The following is a 16,893-nucleotide window of genomic DNA, read 5'->3' as shown; positions in this document are numbered from 1 at the left end:
GAGTTTCCGCCACTTCGGAAGCGACACCGTCGTGCGGATCTGCCTCTTGCGTCTCCTCCTCGACCTCCGCCGACTGCGACCGGCCGCGCCCTGTTACGCGGCGGCGGCCTCTTCGCGAGCCTTCGCGTTGACGGGCTGCTGCAGATCCGTCGCCAATCCCCGGAGGGTTGTCTCCGTCACCTGGCCGTGGCTGGTCGAAGCACGCCTGCTCCTCAGCAGGCTCGGCCGCCCCGGTTGATTTCGTCTACACCCTCTCAGGGCTGTCTACATAACTCCCGACTTTGCGCGGCCTCGCTGATCATCCGCGCGAAAAAATCGGACAGAGCGCGTAGTGGCAAGCAAAAGCCCGGTAGTTGCCAATGCGAACGCAGCCAAATGCAAGCCTGACAGTCGCTCATCGAGAAAAAGAATGCCGGATAGCACAGTGCCCACAGGAAACAATACGGTAAACACACCGCTTTGTGCAGCGGGAACATGCCTTAGTCCAGTCATCCATAGCCAAACACAAATGACGCTAGCGGACATCGCATAGAACACCAATAGGCTCCATATCCGCGGCGTAATCAGCGAAAAGTCGAAGCCTATAGCCTCATAGAGTCCGGGCAAGGTAAAGAGTGTGAGCCCCCACAAGTTGATGAGTGCCGCTACGCGCTTTGGAGAGATGTCCTCAGTGAGCTTTTTTCCAATGACAACATAAGCGGCCTCACAGAACACTGTCATGAGCACTAGAAAGTTGCCAAGCCATACCTCTTCGCGAGAAGCCGGATCGCCTGCCTTATTCCCGCCGGACACCTGTGCCATTGAAAGCAGAGCGATGCCTCCGGCCGCCAAGCCTATGCTTACCCAAATCCTGAGCGAAACATGCTCACGCAGGAATACACGGCTGAAGAGAGCGACCGCTGCCGGAATACACGCAAGAATGACACCAGCAGAAACAGCGCTGGTAAGCCGCAGCCCGTAAACCATGCAGATCGTAAACAGGAAGTTGCCGAAGAATGACTGCAGGAAAAGCAACCATCTCGACTTCGGCGATAGCGGCGGAGTGTCAGTCGCTGTACGCAGCCAGGGCAGCACCGCGACTGCAGCCATGCAGAACCTCAGCCATGCCAGAAGAAAAACAGGCAGTGCGGCGCCGAGAGGTTTACAAACGCTGACGTATACACCGGTCAGCGTCATCGCCAAAGCTAGGCAGAAATAGCTGGCCCATCTATTTTCGCTGGCATTACCAACCGAGGTGGATTGTGACATGATAGGAATATCACTATCCGTTTAGACTGTCGACCAATTGTCTGTTCTGACCCGCTTTCCCTCAAAATCGGTCACTACGGAAGTATCTTTCTCCCAATGGTTGCTTGGGACAATGACCTTGCCGGATGCGCCGGGAATGTCGATGACGTGCTGCGGAAATGCGAGACCCGACAACTCGTTTCGCAGTTGGGTCATGATTTCAATCTCGTCTTCGAGCGCCATCACAAAGCGAGTTGTAGCCGTCACTTCCTGCCCGTGATATATGTAGTACGGCCGGACCCCGAGTTCAAAGAGTCGCAAAAACATCTCTTTCAAGGTGTTCTTGTTATCGTTTACCCCTTTCAGGAAGACACTCTGCGAGAGCAATACATAGCCCATCGACCTAAATGCACGGATAAGGTCGACTGTTTCTGGTTGTAGCTCGTCAGGGTGATCGATGTGTAGGCTAAGGTAAACAGTTTCTTTCAGCTTGGCCAAGCGTTCCATCAAGTCTAGTTTTACCTTGCCAGGGTTTTGAAGTGGGAAGCGAGTGTGGATCCGAAGAACTTTAACGTGTTCGACTGCTTGCAATTGCGTAAAAAGATATTCCAGTCCTTTGGGGTTGGTGAGCGGGTCCCCTCCACTCGCAATGATTTCATATAGTGTGTTGTCGTTCTTTATGTAATCAATAATCCTGTCGATTCGCTCCGATTTTAGGTGGCCCTCAGCGTCGAGGCCGACGCCAACCCGATCTTGTCTTTCGCAGTAGCGACAGTTGGCTGCACAAGTGTAGGAGAGGAGAACGAGGAGTTGTCCTTCGTATTTTCTTACCGTGCCAAATATTGGAGTGGATTTCTTCTCGTTGAGGAGATCGACGGAAAGGTCGGCAGTCGTTCTTTCACGCAACGGATCGAGCACGTACATTTCCCGTATCGCGCTACTGCTGCTCGTGAGATTTTTGAGATAAGGGGTGATTTTCTCAGAAAATCGAGTTTCAACGGTTGTTTCGTTCATGAGTTTCTCGCATAAGTTCAGTTGACAATGTTCCGGGGTTTTGTGCCGGAGAGCACGGCTTTGGCCATGGTTGCTGAAGTTTCACGCATTTCGCGGAACGATTCCTCTGAGTAGAATGCTGAGTGGGCTGTCAATATCACTCGGCCGGAGTCTCTGAAGCGAGCATCGAGGGCGGGTTCCCCTTCGAGAACGTCCAAGCCGGCCATCGCGACAATGCCGCTATTCAGGGCTTGAAGAAGGGCGGAAGAGTCGACAATCCCACCTCGCGCGGTATTAATAACAAGCGTCCCGTGTTTCATTCGCGCGAATTGCTCACGCCCGAGAAGATGATGTGAAGAGTCATTGAGGGCGCAATGTATTGAGATACAGTCTGACTCCTCTATCAGATCGTTGAGATTCTCGCAGCGTACAACTCCGAAAGTCTTTTCAATGCCACTTGGTACGTACGGATCGTAGAAACAGGCTTTCATGCCAAAGGGTTGGACTCTTCGAGCCACTGCACCTCCTATTCTTCCGAATCCGATTATCCCGAGTGTTCTTCCTCTAAGGCGGTAGGTAGGCTTGATCTCTGCCCAGCTCCACCCATTCATTTTCGTTGCCCTGTCCATGTAGTTAATCTTTCGCGCCATGGAAAGAAGCAGAGCTAACGCATGATCAGCCACTTCCTCAGTTCCGTAGTCAGGGACATTAAAAACGTCGATGTTCCGCCTTCTAGCCTGCTGCAAATCGATATTTTCAAACCCGACGGCCACTTTGATAATGGCCCGACACTGCTCCAGGCGATTAAGAATTGATTGATTGATGGTGATGGACGGTACGCATGCCCATAGGAGCAGCACATCTATCGACTCCAAGGGGAGTTGCTCCAAATCAGCGGACGTAGAAATATGTTTCAAGGCAATGTCGTGGCCCGGCAAGATTAAGCTTTCCACTTCTGGGCTTTGAAAGTGATGCTCATATATTGAGTCAACGATATATATGTTTGCCATTTGCCTGTTACGAATTTGGGGAAGTGTGTCCTGTTTTGGGCCAAGCAGCGCGCTGCGGCGATAGCGGCTTCGAAGCAAGGAAACCGGCTCGCTGTGAAGGTCCGCCCGCTTGCTTGCGTTTTTCGTCGCTGCCAGTGTCAGTTCACCTTCCGGTTATCTAGGGTGTAGCGCGATTGGGCCCGAGCAGTCAAGGTGCGGAGATCCGTAGAAATAATCGAACGTCAAGATCGTCGGAGGCGTGACGAAGTGTTGCCTGTCGTCGCTCTCGCGCATGCGTTCGATATATGTATGAGACAGGCAGTTGGGTGGGCAACTGGAAGATCTAACGGTTATTCGTCGTGCGCTTAAATGCTAAATTTAAATTGGCTCGAGATTTCCTCGCCGCCGAGGGCAAGTGCGCGGTTTCAGCTGCTACCTACCGGCGGCCAGACGGTTCCACACTCAGATTGGCCGTTTGTCCTTCTGTGTCGACCTGGCGGTCGTACATCCCGATGCACGCGGCACCTACCTGGCCGGCGTCGAGTGCGACGGTCCGACGTACCATCGCTCCGCCAGTACCGCGCAAGACATGCGGCGCGTGCACGTCTTGCGCGGCAGTGGGTGGGATGAGCTGCCCGGTTTCTCCGAGACACTGATTTCTACGAAGAAGGCTGCCGCCCGACGAGGAGCCATGAGAAAGAGTCAATTCACGTAAGAGCAAATGGCCACGATCGCGCGAGGCGGATCGGATATCGGTGGCCGAGGCTGCCAAGAAGCACAAGGTCAGCGAGCCCACCATCTATGCCTGGCGCAAGCACTTCGGCCAGCTTGAGGCAGCTGACGTCAAGCGGCTCAAGGCGCTGGAGCTGGAAATCAGCCGGCTCAAGAAGCTGCTTGCCGAGAGGGATCTGGACATCGAGATCCTCAAGGAAATCAACACAAAAAAGTGGTGAGCCCGCTGGCGACCTACCCTGCAGCCGGCCATCACCAGTCGGATGCCGTGCTGGCGGTACGCACCGCGCGGGAGTACAACGATTCGGTGCAAGTTGCCCACTGGGACAGCCCGAAAGCGAGAGATATGCGCATACGAATTCATGCCGACGCGTTCACGGAAGACACGTGCATGGCCGTCCGTACTGCCAGCGCCAACCCTCACCTCGGCGCAGGGGGGCGACCCAGTACTTCATCGAGAACCAAGACAAGGCCAATCTGGCCGACACGGGCCGCATCGTTGCGTACAGAAAATGACACGAGCCTTCCTCATCGACTGGACCACGGGCGCTGTGCGTGTCGACCTGGCGCGCATCGAGGTGACGGACCAAGGGGAGCTTGCGCCGGAGGTCGCAAGGCTGTGCAAATCCCCCGAGGCCACGCTGCAACGAACAACTCGGCACTGCTTGTCCGGCAAGGTGAGCCTCCATGGCCGTGCTGCGGACGGTGTGGTCGAGGTGTTGAATGGAAAGCTGTGCAGCGTCACCTTGCTATTCGACCTGATCGAGTTCTTCAGCTCGACGGTGTTGGAATCAAGAATCGTCAAGGCCGTCAAGGCCGTCGAGAAGGCGGTAAACCGCCGGTTTAGTTTTTCCTGCCAAGGGCTACGGCTCGGATCTCGCGCTCGGCCGCGTTGTTATCGATCTCCACCCGCCCGTCCTCCGCGTAGCGGACGAGCGCAGGCCAGCGGCCCACCGAGTAGCGAATCGCCCGGGCAAGTTCAGACTTGACCAGGTGGCGGCCAGCACATCGTCCATCCAGCCCCGCAGCGCCTGCAGCTTCGGCACGGCGTGCTCTTGTCGCACGCGCCACCGCTCCTCGGGCGGCCGGCCGCGAATGTGCCGCTCGATCTCATACAACTCGCCGATGCGACGTAACGCCTCGAGGGCCTGCGGCGACTTCGTGGCCTGGTGCAGCTCGAAGAACTTGCGCCGCGCATGTGCCCAGCAGGCTGCCTCGACCACGCGGCCTTGCTCGTACAGCGCCTCGAAGCCGGCATAGCGGTCGGCTTGCAGGATGCCGGTGAACTGCTTCAGGTGTTCCTGCGGCCGTTCACCCTTGCGGTCGGGCGAATACTGGAACCATACCGCCGGCGGCTGGAGGCTACCCATCGGCCGCTCGTCTCGCACGTACGCCCATAGCCGCCCGGTCTTTGTGCGGCCCTTGCCAGGGGCGAGCACAGCGACTGGTGTGTCGTCGGCGTGCAGCTTCTCGGCGCCGAGTACGTACTGCTGCAGCGTGCCCAACAAGGGCTCCAGCAGGCGTGAAGCACTGCCGACCCAGTCGGCCAGCGTCGAGCGCTCCAGCTCCACCCCCTCGCGAGCGTAGATCTCGCTCTGCCGGTACAGGGGCAGGTGATCAGCGAACTTGCTGACCAGCACGTGTGCCAGCAGGTTCGGGCCGGCCATGCCGCGAGCGATCGGGCGACTTGGTGCCGGCATTTGAGTCAGGGCCTGGCACCGTGCGCAGGAGTACTTCGGTCTGACATGGCGCGCGACCTTGAAGCGCTGCGGCACCAGCTCCAGCACCTCGGCGACATAGCGCAGCTCGCCGCCGCACTCACTGCAGTTGCACGCCGGCTCGTGACGTACGGTCTCCCGGGGCAGGTGTGGCGGCAGCGGCCTGCGTGCAGGTGGATGATGTGCCGGCGCGGCCGTGTTCGCTGCCTCGCCGTCCGGCAGCGCGCTGCAGCGAGTCTCGAGGTCTTCGACCAGCAGTTCCAGCTGTCAGTGGCACTCCAATAATCCCCAGTCATGGCATCTAAATTTTCCCCACCCATCGAAATCGCGAAGGAGCGAGAGATGGAAGAGGAAGTTCAAAGGATGGCTGCAGAGGCCGGTACCGTGCCCGTCTGGAGACGGAGCATGGAGGTGGCGGTGGTTGGGCAAGAGCAGTGGGAAGCGATTCGCGAGCGCCGCGCCGCCGGTCAGAGCATCTCGGCGATCGCGCGGGAGCTGGGGCTGGACCGCAAGACGGTCAGAGGCTGCCTGGCACGTGATGAGTGGAAGCCGTACAGCCGGGAGGTGAGGCGCCCGACACTGCTGGACGAGCACATTGAGTGGCTGAACCGGCGGGCGCCGCAGGTGGGATTCTCGGCGCGGGTGCTGTTCCAGGAGCTGCGTGCGCAGCGGGGCTTCACGGGCTGCTACGAGGTGGTCAAGGTGGCGGTGCGTCCGCTGCGCTCGAGTGCGTCGGTGGCGGCGATCACGCAGATGCGCTTCGAGACGGCACCAGGTGAACAGGCGCAAGTGGACTGGGGCCAGGTCAAGGTGTGGCTGGGCGGCGAGGCGACCCGGGTGCACGTGTTCGTGATGACGCTGGGCTACAGCCGCCGGGCCTACGCCGAGGGCTACCTCAGCGAGCGGATGGACAGCCTGCTGTCGGCGCACGAGCGGGCCTTCGATCACTTCGGTGGCGTCTGTCAGTCGCTGCTGTACGACCGGATGCGCACGGTGACGATCGGCACGACCGAGGACGACGCCGGTGTGCGACGGGCGAAGCTGAACGCGACGTTCCAATCATTTGCCGGGCACTGGGGCTTCACGATCCGGCTGTGCCGGCCGTACCGGGCCAAGACCAAGGGCAAGGTCGAGTCCGGCGTGAAGTACATCAAGGGCAACTTCGTGCCGGGCCGCCAGTTCCGGGACCTGGAGGACTTCAATGCCCAGCTGGCTGCCTGGCAGGCCGAGGTCGCGGATGTGCGCGTGCACGGCACGACGCATCAGCGGCCGATGGAGCGCTTCGCCGAGGAGGCCAAGGCGCTGATGCCGGCGGCCGGCCATCGCAGCTTCCTGCAAGCCATGGTGCGGGAGCGGGTGGTCGCCGAGGACTGGCTCGTGGCGATCGACGCGAACCGCTACTCGGTGCCGTTCCGACTGATTGGCAAGACGGTGCAGGTCGCCCGCGAGGGCGGCAGCTGGATCATCCGGCACAAGGGCAAGGTCGTGGCCGAGCACGCGGTGCTGAGCGGGCGTGCGCAGCTGAGCGTCCTGCCCGAACACGGGCCTGGAGCGGTACCCCGTAACCAGCGTCAGCGATTCGGCTCGATAGGCGAGCGGCCCACTGCGCCATCCCAGAGCGAGCGCGACGTCGAGGTCCGAGACCTCGGGGTCTACGACCAGTTGCTGCACGCCGTTCGGGAGGCTGCGTGATGAGCACGACCACCCGTACCCCCAAGATCGCTGAGGCGATGATGCCGCCGTCAGCGATGACAACCCCCGCGCAGCTGGAGCGGCTTGGTGAGCACCTGCGCAAGCTGCGACTGCTCAAAAGCGGCGAGCGGCTGGAGGCACTGCTGCAGCACGCTGCGGCCCAGGAACTGCCGTATGCCGAGTTCCTCGAGCAGGTGCTCGGCGAGGAGGTTGCGGCCAAGACGAGCAAGAACATCGCCATGCGCACGGCGATGGCCCGACTGCCCTTCGTCAAACCGCTCGAGACCTTCGAGTTCGACTACCAGCCCTCGATCGACCGCAAGCAGGTCCATACCCTGGCAAGTTGCCACTTCATCGAGCACGGCGACAACGTCATCGTGCTCGGCCCACCGGGCGTGGGCAAGACGCATCTGGCGGTCTCACTTGGGCTCAAGGCCATCGCCAACGGCTACAGGGTGCTGTTCACGACGGCGGCCAACTTGATCTCCGTGCTGACCAAGGCGCATGCCGAAGGCCGCCTTGAGGAGAAGCTCAAGGTCTACGCCACGCCTCGGTTGCTGATCATCGATGAGATCGGCTACCTGCCCATTGACCGGCTGGGTGCAAACCTGTTCTTCCAGCTGATCAGCCGCCGTTACGAGCGGGGGCCCATGATCCTGACCAGCAACCAGAGCTTCTCGGCGTGGGGTGACGTCTTCGGTGACCGGATCATCGCCACGGCCATCCTTGACCGGCTCCTGCACCACGCCGTCACGCTGAACATCCGAGGCAACTCCTACCGACTCAAGGACAAGCTGAAGGCCGGACTGATCAGGACCCAAGACAACGAGGGTTCACAACCGGGTGGGGAAATTTAGGTTGCCGCGGCTGGGGAAAGTTGAAATGCCCTTGACACCAGCTGCTCGATGTGTTCCAGGCGCTCCGAGCTGACGCCGAACTTGTTGCGCTTGAGCCGGGCGATCTCCAGCTTGAGCTTCTCCACCAGCAGACGCTCCAGCAGCAGCTCGCACTCGCGTTGCGCGAGGCGGTCCTTGAGCGCTTCGTAGTCTTCGACGGAGATCGGGGCCACTGCCGTACTGTGCCAACGGCCGGGCCCCATCGCAACCGCATTGCCCGTCGGTTACCTCACACCGCCATCTGCGGCTGCCACGTCCGTGCAGGCATCCGCCAGTCGATGCCCTCCAGCGAATCATGAAATTGAGGGTGAGCCCTTCAACGCCTCAGTTGCCAGGCGGTGCCGGCAACCAGCCAGAAGACAGGAATGGCAAAGAATGACTGGAACCAGTAGCTCATGTTGCCGTCGCCTCGATATTCGCAAAAGTGGGCATCAATGCATACCTGGTGGAGTACGACCTGCAAGAATGTGAGGACGACTCCGAGCAAAATCGCCGTGGCAAGGGCCGCCCCCCAGAACGACGGTCTTTCAGTCGCTGCACATCGCACGCCATACGCGGCAGAAGCAAGTATCCCAGCAAGTGGCACCAGCCAGGCGATTATTGGCGAAAGGTCCATGGGATCAACGGCGTCAGGGAAGCTCAGGTAATGTTAGCTCGACGAACCCTGAGGGCCTTGAACTGCTGCCTTGAATGCTCGGTCACCAGCAGCACCCCACCACGGCACGGAGATACTGCCTCCAGAAGCAGTCAGCAGCCTTAGCAGCTTGACGAATGCTTCGATCTGCATCTCCCCCCACTCGGAACCCATAGGGTAGTCGAGCGTAACGCCGCCCGGTTGCACGAATACGCCCAAGTCCGGCAGAGTAACGCCGGCCATGCGCATTCCGCCCAGCACGAGATGAAACGCCTCGGCCTCTCTCGACACTACAAGGCGAACGTCGGGTCGCCGATCGTTGCAGCCTTCGCCTATGGCGATGAGTCCTAGGAGCATGTGGAACTCTGCAATCAGGTGCGCATTTCTCTTGGCCCCCGGGACCCAGTCGATCCGGCCCTCGATCGCCGCGGCAGCCTCCAAGAGGCACGCGACAACCTGATTAGAGACGACGTGCTCATCCTTGATCAGCTCCGCCTTCTCGCAAAGGTACGCTTTTAGCTCCGCGAATGCGCAGCATCAAAGATATCGGCGCTAATCAAGCGGCCGACGGACTTCTTCTGAAGTTCGACGAGTTGGAGATCAAAATCGCTTGCTGCCATGTTGCAATCCGACGTAGGTGAGGGCCAGCGTCTCGAGCATTGCCATCAAGCCGCCTGCAGTTCCTCGCTTGCGGATCCAGGCTCCATTCCCGCTCAGCGCGCTGTCGGCCGAAACTGCCGGGGAGTGGCTCCTGCCACCTTGAGCATCAGCCGGTGCAGCGCTGTGGCGTCAGCGTATCCCACTCGTTCGGCCACCTGCTCGACTGTCAGCCTGCTGGTTTCCAGCAGCATTCTGGCCTTGTTCACTCGAACACTTTGGATGAGTGCCAAAGTGCTGCTACCCGTGGCCGCACGGACATGGCGTGCCAAGGTTCTTTCCGACATCCCGAATTCGATTGCAAGGTCCGCGACGCTCGGCGGACGCGGCAGCGCTAAGTCGATACGGGCTGTGAGCTTTGCGATCAGTTCGTTTCCATTCGCGAGCATGGCGGGCACGATGTAGGGCCCTTGCGCCTGCCGCCGGTCCAGCACTAGGACACGGGACACTGCGTCAGCGAGCGCTGTGCCGAAGCGCATGCGCAGAAGTTGCAGCATCAGGTCGCCTTGCGAAAGAGCCGCGCCTCCTGTCACGATATTCCCATCGGCGACCACCAGTCGACCCGCATCAACCTGGCAACGCGGCTCGAGTTGCTGCAAATATGGTGCAAGCCACCACGCGGTGGTGACCTTCTTATCCTTCAGCAAGCCGGCCGCCTGGAGCAGGAACACGGACGAGCAGGACGCAGCCACCGTCGCGCCTTCCCGCGCCTGCACCTCGAGCGCGTGAACCGCACGCAGCGCATCCTGCTGTGCAAAGCGGTCAGCTACCTCGCAAGCGCTCTCCAAAGGCAGCCCCGGCACCACCCAGGTTGAGCCACCGGCTCGAACGGTCCTGGGTAAGGGATCGGCATCGATCTGCACGCCCCCGGTGAGCTGCGTCGGCCGCTCCACCCCGGGCGAGTAGAACCGCCAAGTCGGCTGCGCGGTGCCTATACGAGCGGACAGTCCGGCAGCTGTCGACAGGATGTCAAGCGTCAAGGTAACGCTGGCCCCCATGGCCATAGGCAAGACGAGGATGGTGAAGTCGACCATTGACCGGTAAGTCCCGAAAGATGTCGGGACGGACGCTGGCATTCTGAAACCCGTACAGCTTCAATGCAAGCTCAATGCGAGACAAAGAGCTGACCGTCCCTCCACGTCTTCCTTTACGCGCAGACAGTGCGATGACATTGCCGGTGTGTCGCTGGGGACGCCGCTGCTGAGACGCAAACCCATCTCGCCATGGTGCGAAGGATAAGTCTGATCAAGGAGATCACCGATGCACGTGCACGAGCCCCTGAGGACCGTTCACGCCACCCTAGAGGCGGCCCAGTGGCGCGTCGTCTCGCAACTGCTGGCCGAGGCGCTGGAGATGTCGACCGAGCAGCGCCCAGCCGTGATCGCCAGGGTGGCGGCGGACGACAGGAAGGTTGCTGAAGAATTGCGATCGCTGCTGGACGCAGCTTCTGCCCGCAGCAGTCCGCTCGATCAGCCTATTTGTGCGCTCGAGCGGATCCTGGAGGAGGCATGCGGTCAGTCGCGCATTGGCCGTCAGCTCGGGCCTTACCGCATCGTCGCGTTGATCGGTTGCGGCGGCATGGGTGAGGTCTACCGGGCCGAACGGGTTGACGGGCAGTACGAGCAACAGGTCGCCGTCAAGATGATGCGCGACAGCTTCTACCGCCATCACGCAGTTTCACGATTTCGCGCGGAACGGCAGATTCTGGCAAGCCTGGACCATCCCAATCTCGCCAAGGTCTTCGGCGGCGGCGTTACCCATGACGGCCACCCGTACTTTGTGATGGAGCTGGTCGCCGGAGAGCCGATCGACATCTATGTCGAGCGACAGCGGTTGACGGTTGGGCAGCGGCTGAAGTTATTCCGCACTGTCTGCCAGGTGGTCCACTATGCCCATGTAAAGGGAGTCATCCACCGCGATCTGAAACCAAGCAACATTCTGGTGACTCACGACGGCACCGTAAAGCTCCTTGACTTCGGCGCCGCTAAGCGCATCGCCCTAGCAGACAGCAGCTCAAACCCCGTTACGCACACCGCCGAGCGGTTATTGACGCTGGCCTACGCCAGCCCAGAGCAAGTGCGTGGCGGCAAGATCACGCCGGCCAGCGACATCTATTCGCTCGGCGTTGTGCTGTACCGTTTGTTGACCTGCACCACGCCCTACCCGAGTGCATCTCCCGGCAGCGACTACGAGCTCGCCAAAGCGATCTGCGAAACCAGGCCTCGAGCACCGAGTCGAGTGGCCTCGGTGCCGATCGAGGAACGCCGCCGGCTGCGCGGCGACGTAGACGCCGTAGTCTCGATGGCGCTGCGAAAAGATCCAGCCAAGCGGTATGCGTCGGCCGAGCAGTTCGGCGACGACCTGTTGCGCCATCTGCAGCGAGTGCCGGTGCACGCTCGGGGGCGCGCGTAAAGGCGCACCGGGCAGCCCCGTGGTGCGACTTCGCCGGGTGCTTGTGGATGCCACTACTCGCTAACGGCCAGATTAGATCAAAGCCAGAGGACCGCTTTGCGGCGAAAGCGTAGGTTGCCACGCCCTGGGCGTCGACGAATGAGGGGGCCCCAGCGAGCGTGAAAATCGCTGCCGGGCCCGACCTTGCGATCACCATCTGCTGATTGACACGTACGGTAGCCGTCCGGTCTGGGCGCATTGATCCTGTTTCGCGGACCTTGGATAGTTCCCGCTATGGACATAGTGGACGCTAACAAGAGTGGCAAGAGTGCGGCCCGCTCGCCTCGTAAGCGACGCTCGCATGCTGAGGACTTCAAGCAGACGGTGGTCGACGCTTGCCGCGAACCGGGCGCTTCTCTCTCGGGCGTCGCGCTGAGGTACGGGGTCAACGCGAACCTGGCGCGGCGCTGGTGCAAGGAGCGGCCGCAGGGCCGTGTTGCCTTGCCTCCGGCGCTGCTGCCGGTGAACCTCTGCGACCGCGCGCCTCCTGCGAAGCAGGTAGCCGCGCCTGCTCCCATCGAGATCGTGATCCACGACGCCCGGATCATTGTGCCGCCCCAGGTCGACGCCGACACGCTGCGCGAGGTATTGCGTGCAGTGAGCGAGGCCCGCCGCTGATGCTCGACCTGCCGCCCAATACGCGCGTGTGGATCGCCTCCGGCCACACCGACATGCGCAAGGGCTTCGACGGCTTGGCCGCCCTGGTGCAGACCGCGTTGACCGACAACCCGTACTCCGGCCACGTGTTCGTCTTCCGCGGCAAGCGCGGCGACATGATCAAGGTGCTGTGGTTCGACGGCCAGGGCCTGCTGCTGTTGAGCAAACGCCTGGAGCGCGGCCGCTTCGTCTGGCCGCAGGCCACCTCGGGTGCTGTGTCGCTCACGCCAGCACAGCTGTCGATGCTGCTGGAGGGCATCGACTGGCGGATGCCCGCACGGACGTGGCAGCCCGAGATGGTGGTGTGACGTAACCGACAGTCAATCGGGTTGCGGGGGCAGTTCGCCGTTGGCACAGTACGGTGGTGGCCGCGATCTCCGTCGAAGACTACGAAGCGCTCAAGGATCGCCTCGCACAACGCGAGCGCGAGCTGCTGCTGGAGCGCTTGCTGGTGGAGAAGCTCAAGCTGGAGATCGCCCGGCTCAGGCGCGACAAGTTCGGCGCCAGCTCGGAGCGGCTGGAGCACATCGAGCAGCTGGAGCTGCTGGTCGAAGATCTCGAGACCCGCTGCAGCGCGCTGCCGGACGGCGAGGCGCAGAACAGGGCGCCGTCGGCACCCGCACACCATCCCCCTGCACGCAAGTCACTGCCGCCGCACCTGCCGCGCGAGACGGTCCGCCACGAGCCGGCCTGCAGCTGCAGCGAGTGCGGCGTAGAGCTGCGCTACGTCGGCGAGGACGTGGCCGAGGTGCTGGAGCTGGTGCCGCAGCGCTTCAAGGTCGTGCGGCATGTGCGGCCGAAGTACTCCTGCCCGCGGTGCCAGACCCTGGTCCAGATGCCGGCACCGAGTCGCCCGATCGCTCGCGGCCTGGCCGGCGTGAACCTGCTGGCACACGTGCTGGTCAGCAAGTTCGCTGACCACCTCCCCCTGTACCGGCAGAGCGAGATCTACGCCCGCGAGGGCGTGGAGCTGGAGCGCTCGACGTTGGCCGACTGGGTCGGCAGCTCCTCGCGCCTGCTGGAGCCGTTGATGGACGCGCTGCAGCAGTACGTACTCAGCGCCGAGAAGCTGCACGCCGACGACACCCCGGTGGCCGTGCTCGCGCCGGGCAAGGGACGCACGAAGACCGGGCGGCTGTGGGCCTACGTGCGGGACGAGCGACCGATGGGCAGCCAGGCGCCGCCGGCGGTGTGGTTCCAGTATTCGCCCGACCGCAAGGGCGAGCGGCCACAGGGACACCTGAAGCGCTTCAACGGCGTCCTGCAGGCCGACGGCTATGCGGGCTTCGAGGCGCTGTACGAGCAAGGCCGCGTGGTCGAGGCAGCCTGCTGGGCGCATGCGCGGCGCAAGTTCTTCGACCTACACCAGGCGACGAATTCGCCGCAGGCCCACGAGGCATTGCGGCGCATCGGCGAGCTGTATGAGGTCGAGCGGCACATTCGTGGCCGCCCGCCCGAGGAAAGGTGGCGCGTGCGGCAGGAGCATGCCGTGCCGAAGCTGCAGGCGCTGCGGGGATGGCTAGACGGAGTGCTGGCCGGCACCTCATCGAAGTCAGAACTCGCCCGGGCGATTCGCTACTCGCTGGGTCGCTGGCCTGCGCTGGTGCGCTACGCGCAGGACGGGCGGGTGGAGATCGATAACAACGCGGCCGAGCGCGAAATCCGCGCCGTGGCCCTAGGCAGGAAAAACTGGTTATTCGCCGGATCGGACGCGGGCGGTGAGCGCGCCGCAACGCTTTATAGTCTCATCGGAACGGCCAAACTGAACGGGCTGGATCCGCAGGCGTACCTCGCGCATGTGCTGGAACACATCGGCGAGCACCGCGTAGACCGTGTGGCGGAGCTGCTGCCGTGGAACGTCGCGAGCCTGCTGGACCGCGGCGCCGTCGAGGAACTGCAAGCGGCCTGACGTCAAGGCGTGAGCCGGCGACGCTTACAATCTTTTCGCATGTGATCTGGTATTCCCCGCCGCCCTTGCCCTCGAGGCAATGAGATCACCGGGCTTCGCTCGCTGTATCGTCCTTGCGGAGAGGTCGAGGCGGTGAGCCGTTGCTCACACCGGTAATCTCACCCTCTCTGCTCCTCCAAGATCGTCTGCAATTGCTCTGTTAGATGAACGTGAGGGTCAGGCTCAGGTCGCCTTGCTGGGGGGGGCGTACTGAAACTCGGCCTTTGAGGCCGTGCCAATGTGGGGAGCAACTCTCGATGACTCTGTAATTCAGTTCTTGCGGGGCGCGCTACCTGACAATGCCACCGTGGAGGAACCCCAACCCCTATTCGCGGCCGGTCGCTGCGATGGCCCATCGACTGAACCCTAACCCCTTCAGCGAGAGAACCGTGCAGTCCGTCGTCGTCACCTTCGACAGAGTCTTCGACGTGCAGAGGCTAACCCGCGGCCGAAGCGGTCCCAAGTACACGTTGTTTGGCTTTGAATCTGCCGGGAAGCGCTACTTTAACGTCGAGGTGGATGGGTGGCCAGAACTGGAGGCGGGAGCGACGGTCACAGCACTTTTACGCACCCCCGGTAACTGGCGCACGCTGGTCGGCTGGGTCGAACACGGTAGTCAGCGGATTGTTGGGCCAGACGATCGCGAGACGCGGCGCTCCGCGCTTGTCGGGGTGATGGTTGCCGTGGTCCTGTTTGGCTTCATCTTGAACAGCAAAAGATTCGCTGCCGCTGACGCTGCCGGGCCTTGGGCAACGTTTGTCGCGGCAATGGTTTGTGCGGTCGCGGTCGTCTCGATGTTCTTTCTGGCCTACCGTCAGACCAAGGATTTGCGCGCACTCAAAGCCCTACAAGATTCACTCACGCGAGGGCCTTCCGCGGCGGGTGATGACGGAGGTTAGGCGCTTTATCGAACTCGCTGATCGACATGAACGGCACGCCAGGCACTTCCCTTCGCGGTAACCGGGTACCGGATTCCGGTCGCGTATTTAAGGGTGCTTGCGGGAAGAGTCAGTAACTTGCTGCCGCTGGTGATCCGCAGCTTCTCGACCCCACGATGTCAGTACAGGAACGACACAAGGAGATGCCGATGCGCTGCTGTCGCGGCATCCCCAGCAGCGGCTCAACGCACTGCCCTGGGCCGGTAAACGAAGAATGTCGCGAGTACCAAGAGCACAGACAGCAGCCACAGCCCGGCAAGCTCGGGTGCCGTTATCCGACTGGTCTCGGCGTCGCTGGTGGCTGCGCGGGACACACTGGGGTCGTTCGGAAGGTATAGAACGTCAACTGCCGTACCGAGCGGTAGTCGATCGGGAAGCGCACCGGCTCCCTCTACAACGTTGATGTATTGCTTCCCGCCGACGGTGAAGGCCACCGTTGCCTTTGAGCGGTAAGCGTACTTCCCAGTGTTCGGCGCATGCGTGACGACAGTACCGGTGGCTCGTTCGCTTCGTGCTGATAGGGCTGCGTCGTCGGCGATGTCTTGTATGCGTTCCGGCATTCCATCTTGAACGGCGGGCGCTGGCATAGGAGTCTCCAGTCCACTTAACTTTTTTGGTGGACACGTGAACACTGAGCTGGAAGACAAGGGCGAAGGACGCAGGCGGCGGCGCCGGCATAGTGCGGAGTTCAAGGCGGAGGTGGTAGCGGCGTGCCAGCATACGGGCGTCTCGATCGCAGCGGTCGCCTTGTCGCACGGGCTCAACGCCAACTTGGTGCGGCGCTGGGTCGAGGAGACGGAGCGAGGACCACGGCTGGCGAGCGCATTGGCGGCGCCCCCTGCCGCAGACAAGGCGGCGACCTTCGTGCCGCTGAAGGTCGAGCAACCGAGCACGGTCCACGAGATCCGCGTTGAGTTTCAGCGGGGCCAGACCTTCGTGAAGGTGAGCTGGCCGAGCACAGCAGCGGGCGAGTGCGCGGCCTGGCTTCGCGAGCTGCTGAGGTGATCCGCGTCGATGCCATCTGGCTGTCGGTGCAGCCGATGGACATGCGCATGGGCACTGATACGGCGCTGGCACGGGTGGTCGCCGTCTTCGGCGCGGCTCAGCCTCACCATGCTTACGTCTTCAGCAACCGGCGCGGCGACCGCCTGAAGGTGCTGGTGCACGACGGCATTGGCATCTGGCTGGCCGCGCGCCGTCTGCAGCAAGGCGGCTTCGCCCGCCATGGGCTGGCGCAGAACCAGGCACTCAGCCGCGCGCAGTTCGACGCGCTGGTGCTGGGCTTGCCTTGGCAACGCGTGGGCGAAGCCGGTGTCATCACCGTGCTGTGAGTCCGGCAATTGCCGGATCTTCGGATACAC

At 61.8% G+C, this 16,893-nt stretch carries 17 protein-coding genes and 2 pseudogenes; 11 read left to right on the top strand and 8 right to left on the bottom strand.

Annotated elements, in window-relative coordinates:
* Positions 1 to 264: 264 nt before the first annotated feature.
* Genes AAW51_RS28840 through AAW51_RS28835 form a run of 3 tightly spaced genes read right to left on the bottom strand, consistent with a single transcriptional unit; the run spans position 265 to position 3,230 of the window.
* A complete protein-coding gene (locus AAW51_RS28840) occupies positions 265 to 1,248 on the bottom strand; it encodes a DMT family transporter (protein ID WP_083438006.1) in 984 nt (327 codons plus the stop codon).
* A gap of 21 nt (positions 1,249 to 1,269) precedes the next feature.
* Positions 1,270 to 2,241 (bottom strand): KamA family radical SAM protein, encoded by a 972-nt coding sequence (locus tag AAW51_RS01985; protein ID WP_047193275.1) that lies wholly within the window; start codon positions 2,239 to 2,241, stop codon positions 1,270 to 1,272.
* 17 nt (positions 2,242 to 2,258) lie between these two features.
* Positions 2,259 to 3,230 carry a C-terminal binding protein gene (locus tag AAW51_RS28835; protein WP_083438005.1) on the bottom strand — a complete coding sequence of 324 codons (972 nt, stop codon included), beginning with the start codon at positions 3,228 to 3,230 and terminating at the stop codon, positions 2,259 to 2,261.
* Between the two features lie 394 nt (positions 3,231 to 3,624).
* On the opposite strand from AAW51_RS28835, the gene AAW51_RS31295 reads away from it, so the two are divergent.
* Positions 3,625 to 3,924, top strand: a complete 300-nt coding sequence (locus AAW51_RS31295) for a hypothetical protein (protein ID WP_417903593.1) — start codon at positions 3,625 to 3,627, stop codon at positions 3,922 to 3,924.
* A 6-nt stretch (positions 3,925 to 3,930) separates the two neighbouring features.
* Positions 3,931 to 4,156: pseudogene (locus tag AAW51_RS01980) on the top strand (transposase); the annotation flags it as partial.
* Between the two features lie 631 nt (positions 4,157 to 4,787).
* Here the strand turns inward: AAW51_RS01980 and tnpC (AAW51_RS01975) are convergent.
* Positions 4,788 to 5,926, bottom strand: a pseudogene (gene tnpC, locus AAW51_RS01975) (IS66 family transposase); the annotation flags it as partial.
* Positions 5,927 to 6,001: 75 nt separating this feature from the next.
* On the opposite strand from tnpC (AAW51_RS01975), the gene istA reads away from it, so the two are divergent.
* Positions 6,002 to 7,351: an IS21 family transposase gene (gene istA, locus AAW51_RS01970; protein ID WP_157359564.1), complete on the top strand. Its 1,350-nt coding sequence runs from the start codon at positions 6,002 to 6,004 to the stop codon at positions 7,349 to 7,351.
* A 74-nt stretch (positions 7,352 to 7,425) separates the two neighbouring features.
* Complete coding sequence (istB, locus tag AAW51_RS01965; RefSeq protein ID WP_417903612.1) at positions 7,426 to 8,208, top strand: IS21-like element helper ATPase IstB; 783 nt, start codon at positions 7,426 to 7,428, stop codon at positions 8,206 to 8,208.
* On the opposite strand, the gene AAW51_RS01960 is transcribed toward istB, so the two are convergent.
* From AAW51_RS01960 to AAW51_RS01950, 3 genes are all read right to left on the bottom strand, one after another.
* Positions 8,205 to 8,420 carry a hypothetical protein gene (locus AAW51_RS01960; protein WP_047193273.1) on the bottom strand — a complete coding sequence of 72 codons (216 nt, stop codon included), beginning with the start codon at positions 8,418 to 8,420 and terminating at the stop codon, positions 8,205 to 8,207. The two genes, istB and AAW51_RS01960, sit on opposite strands and share 4 nt — an antisense overlap.
* A gap of 143 nt (positions 8,421 to 8,563) precedes the next feature.
* Positions 8,564 to 8,863, bottom strand: coding sequence for a hypothetical protein (locus tag AAW51_RS30585; RefSeq protein ID WP_157359563.1), 300 nt, complete (start codon positions 8,861 to 8,863; stop codon positions 8,564 to 8,566).
* A gap of 731 nt (positions 8,864 to 9,594) precedes the next feature.
* Positions 9,595 to 10,572, bottom strand: coding sequence for a GlxA family transcriptional regulator (locus AAW51_RS01950; RefSeq protein ID WP_047197287.1), 978 nt, complete (start codon positions 10,570 to 10,572; stop codon positions 9,595 to 9,597).
* 226 nt (positions 10,573 to 10,798) lie between these two features.
* On the opposite strand from AAW51_RS01950, the gene AAW51_RS01945 reads away from it, so the two are divergent.
* The 5 genes from AAW51_RS01945 (at position 10,799) to AAW51_RS01925 (ending at position 15,493) form a co-directional block, all read left to right on the top strand.
* Positions 10,799 to 11,950 carry a serine/threonine-protein kinase gene (locus AAW51_RS01945; RefSeq protein ID WP_053013254.1) on the top strand — a complete coding sequence of 384 codons (1,152 nt, stop codon included), beginning with the start codon at positions 10,799 to 10,801 and terminating at the stop codon, positions 11,948 to 11,950.
* Positions 11,951 to 12,313: 363 nt separating this feature from the next.
* Positions 12,314 to 12,607, top strand: a complete 294-nt coding sequence (locus tag AAW51_RS27745) for a hypothetical protein (RefSeq protein WP_053013253.1) — start codon at positions 12,314 to 12,316, stop codon at positions 12,605 to 12,607.
* The gene (gene tnpB, locus AAW51_RS01935) at positions 12,607 to 12,954 is read left to right on the top strand and encodes an IS66 family insertion sequence element accessory protein TnpB (RefSeq protein WP_047193272.1); all 348 of its coding nucleotides are present in this window, start codon (positions 12,607 to 12,609) and stop codon (positions 12,952 to 12,954) included. Before AAW51_RS27745 ends, tnpB (AAW51_RS01935) begins: the two co-directional genes overlap by 1 nt.
* A 56-nt stretch (positions 12,955 to 13,010) precedes the next feature.
* Complete coding sequence (tnpC, locus tag AAW51_RS01930) at positions 13,011 to 14,555, top strand: IS66 family transposase (protein WP_053013982.1); 1,545 nt, start codon at positions 13,011 to 13,013, stop codon at positions 14,553 to 14,555.
* A 428-nt stretch (positions 14,556 to 14,983) separates the two neighbouring features.
* Positions 14,984 to 15,493 carry a hypothetical protein gene (locus tag AAW51_RS01925; RefSeq protein ID WP_157359561.1) on the top strand — a complete coding sequence of 170 codons (510 nt, stop codon included), beginning with the start codon at positions 14,984 to 14,986 and terminating at the stop codon, positions 15,491 to 15,493.
* A 221-nt stretch (positions 15,494 to 15,714) separates the two neighbouring features.
* Here AAW51_RS01925 and AAW51_RS31290 read toward each other — a convergent pair whose 3' ends face one another.
* Positions 15,715 to 16,092: a DUF3592 domain-containing protein gene (locus AAW51_RS31290; RefSeq protein WP_417903611.1), complete on the bottom strand. Its 378-nt coding sequence runs from the start codon at positions 16,090 to 16,092 to the stop codon at positions 15,715 to 15,717.
* Between the two features lie 64 nt (positions 16,093 to 16,156).
* Here AAW51_RS31290 and tnpA point away from each other — a divergent pair, with 64 nt between their 5' ends.
* Entirely contained in the window at positions 16,157 to 16,537 is a 381-nt protein-coding gene (gene tnpA / locus AAW51_RS01920; RefSeq protein WP_053013252.1) for an IS66-like element accessory protein TnpA, read from the top strand.
* On the top strand, positions 16,534 to 16,863 hold the full coding sequence (gene tnpB, locus AAW51_RS01915; protein ID WP_047193270.1) for an IS66 family insertion sequence element accessory protein TnpB: 330 nt from the start codon (positions 16,534 to 16,536) through the stop codon (positions 16,861 to 16,863). The genes tnpA and tnpB (AAW51_RS01915) overlap by 4 nt, the downstream gene beginning before the upstream one ends.
* Positions 16,864 to 16,893 lie beyond the last annotated feature (30 nt).

Origin of the sequence: Caldimonas brevitalea, from assembly GCF_001017435.1 — a bacterium.
Classification (GTDB): Bacteria; Pseudomonadota; Gammaproteobacteria; order Burkholderiales; family Burkholderiaceae_C; genus Caldimonas; species Caldimonas brevitalea.
The sequence above is the reverse complement of the archived record's forward strand: the minus strand, read 5'-3'. Positions and strand labels throughout refer to the sequence as shown.

Coding starts and splice junctions, on each gene's coding strand:
- AAW51_RS28840 (WP_083438006.1), bottom strand. CDS start 1,248: ATGTCACAATCCACCTCGGTTGGTAATGCCAGCGAAAATAGATGGGCC.
- AAW51_RS01985 (WP_047193275.1), bottom strand. CDS start 2,241: ATGAACGAAACAACCGTTGAAACTCGATTTTCTGAGAAAATCACCCCT.
- AAW51_RS28835 (WP_083438005.1), bottom strand. CDS start 3,230: ATGGCAAACATATATATCGTTGACTCAATATATGAGCATCACTTTCAA.
- istA (WP_157359564.1), top strand. CDS start 6,002: ATGGAAGAGGAAGTTCAAAGGATGGCTGCAGAGGCCGGTACCGTGCCC.
- AAW51_RS30585 (WP_157359563.1), bottom strand. CDS start 8,863: ATGGACCTTTCGCCAATAATCGCCTGGCTGGTGCCACTTGCTGGGATA.
- AAW51_RS01950 (WP_047197287.1), bottom strand. CDS start 10,572: ATGGTCGACTTCACCATCCTCGTCTTGCCTATGGCCATGGGGGCCAGC.
- AAW51_RS01945 (WP_053013254.1), top strand. CDS start 10,799: ATGCACGTGCACGAGCCCCTGAGGACCGTTCACGCCACCCTAGAGGCG.
- tnpB (WP_047193272.1), top strand. CDS start 12,607: ATGCTCGACCTGCCGCCCAATACGCGCGTGTGGATCGCCTCCGGCCAC.
- AAW51_RS31290 (WP_417903611.1), bottom strand. CDS start 16,092: ATGCCGGAACGCATACAAGACATCGCCGACGACGCAGCCCTATCAGCA.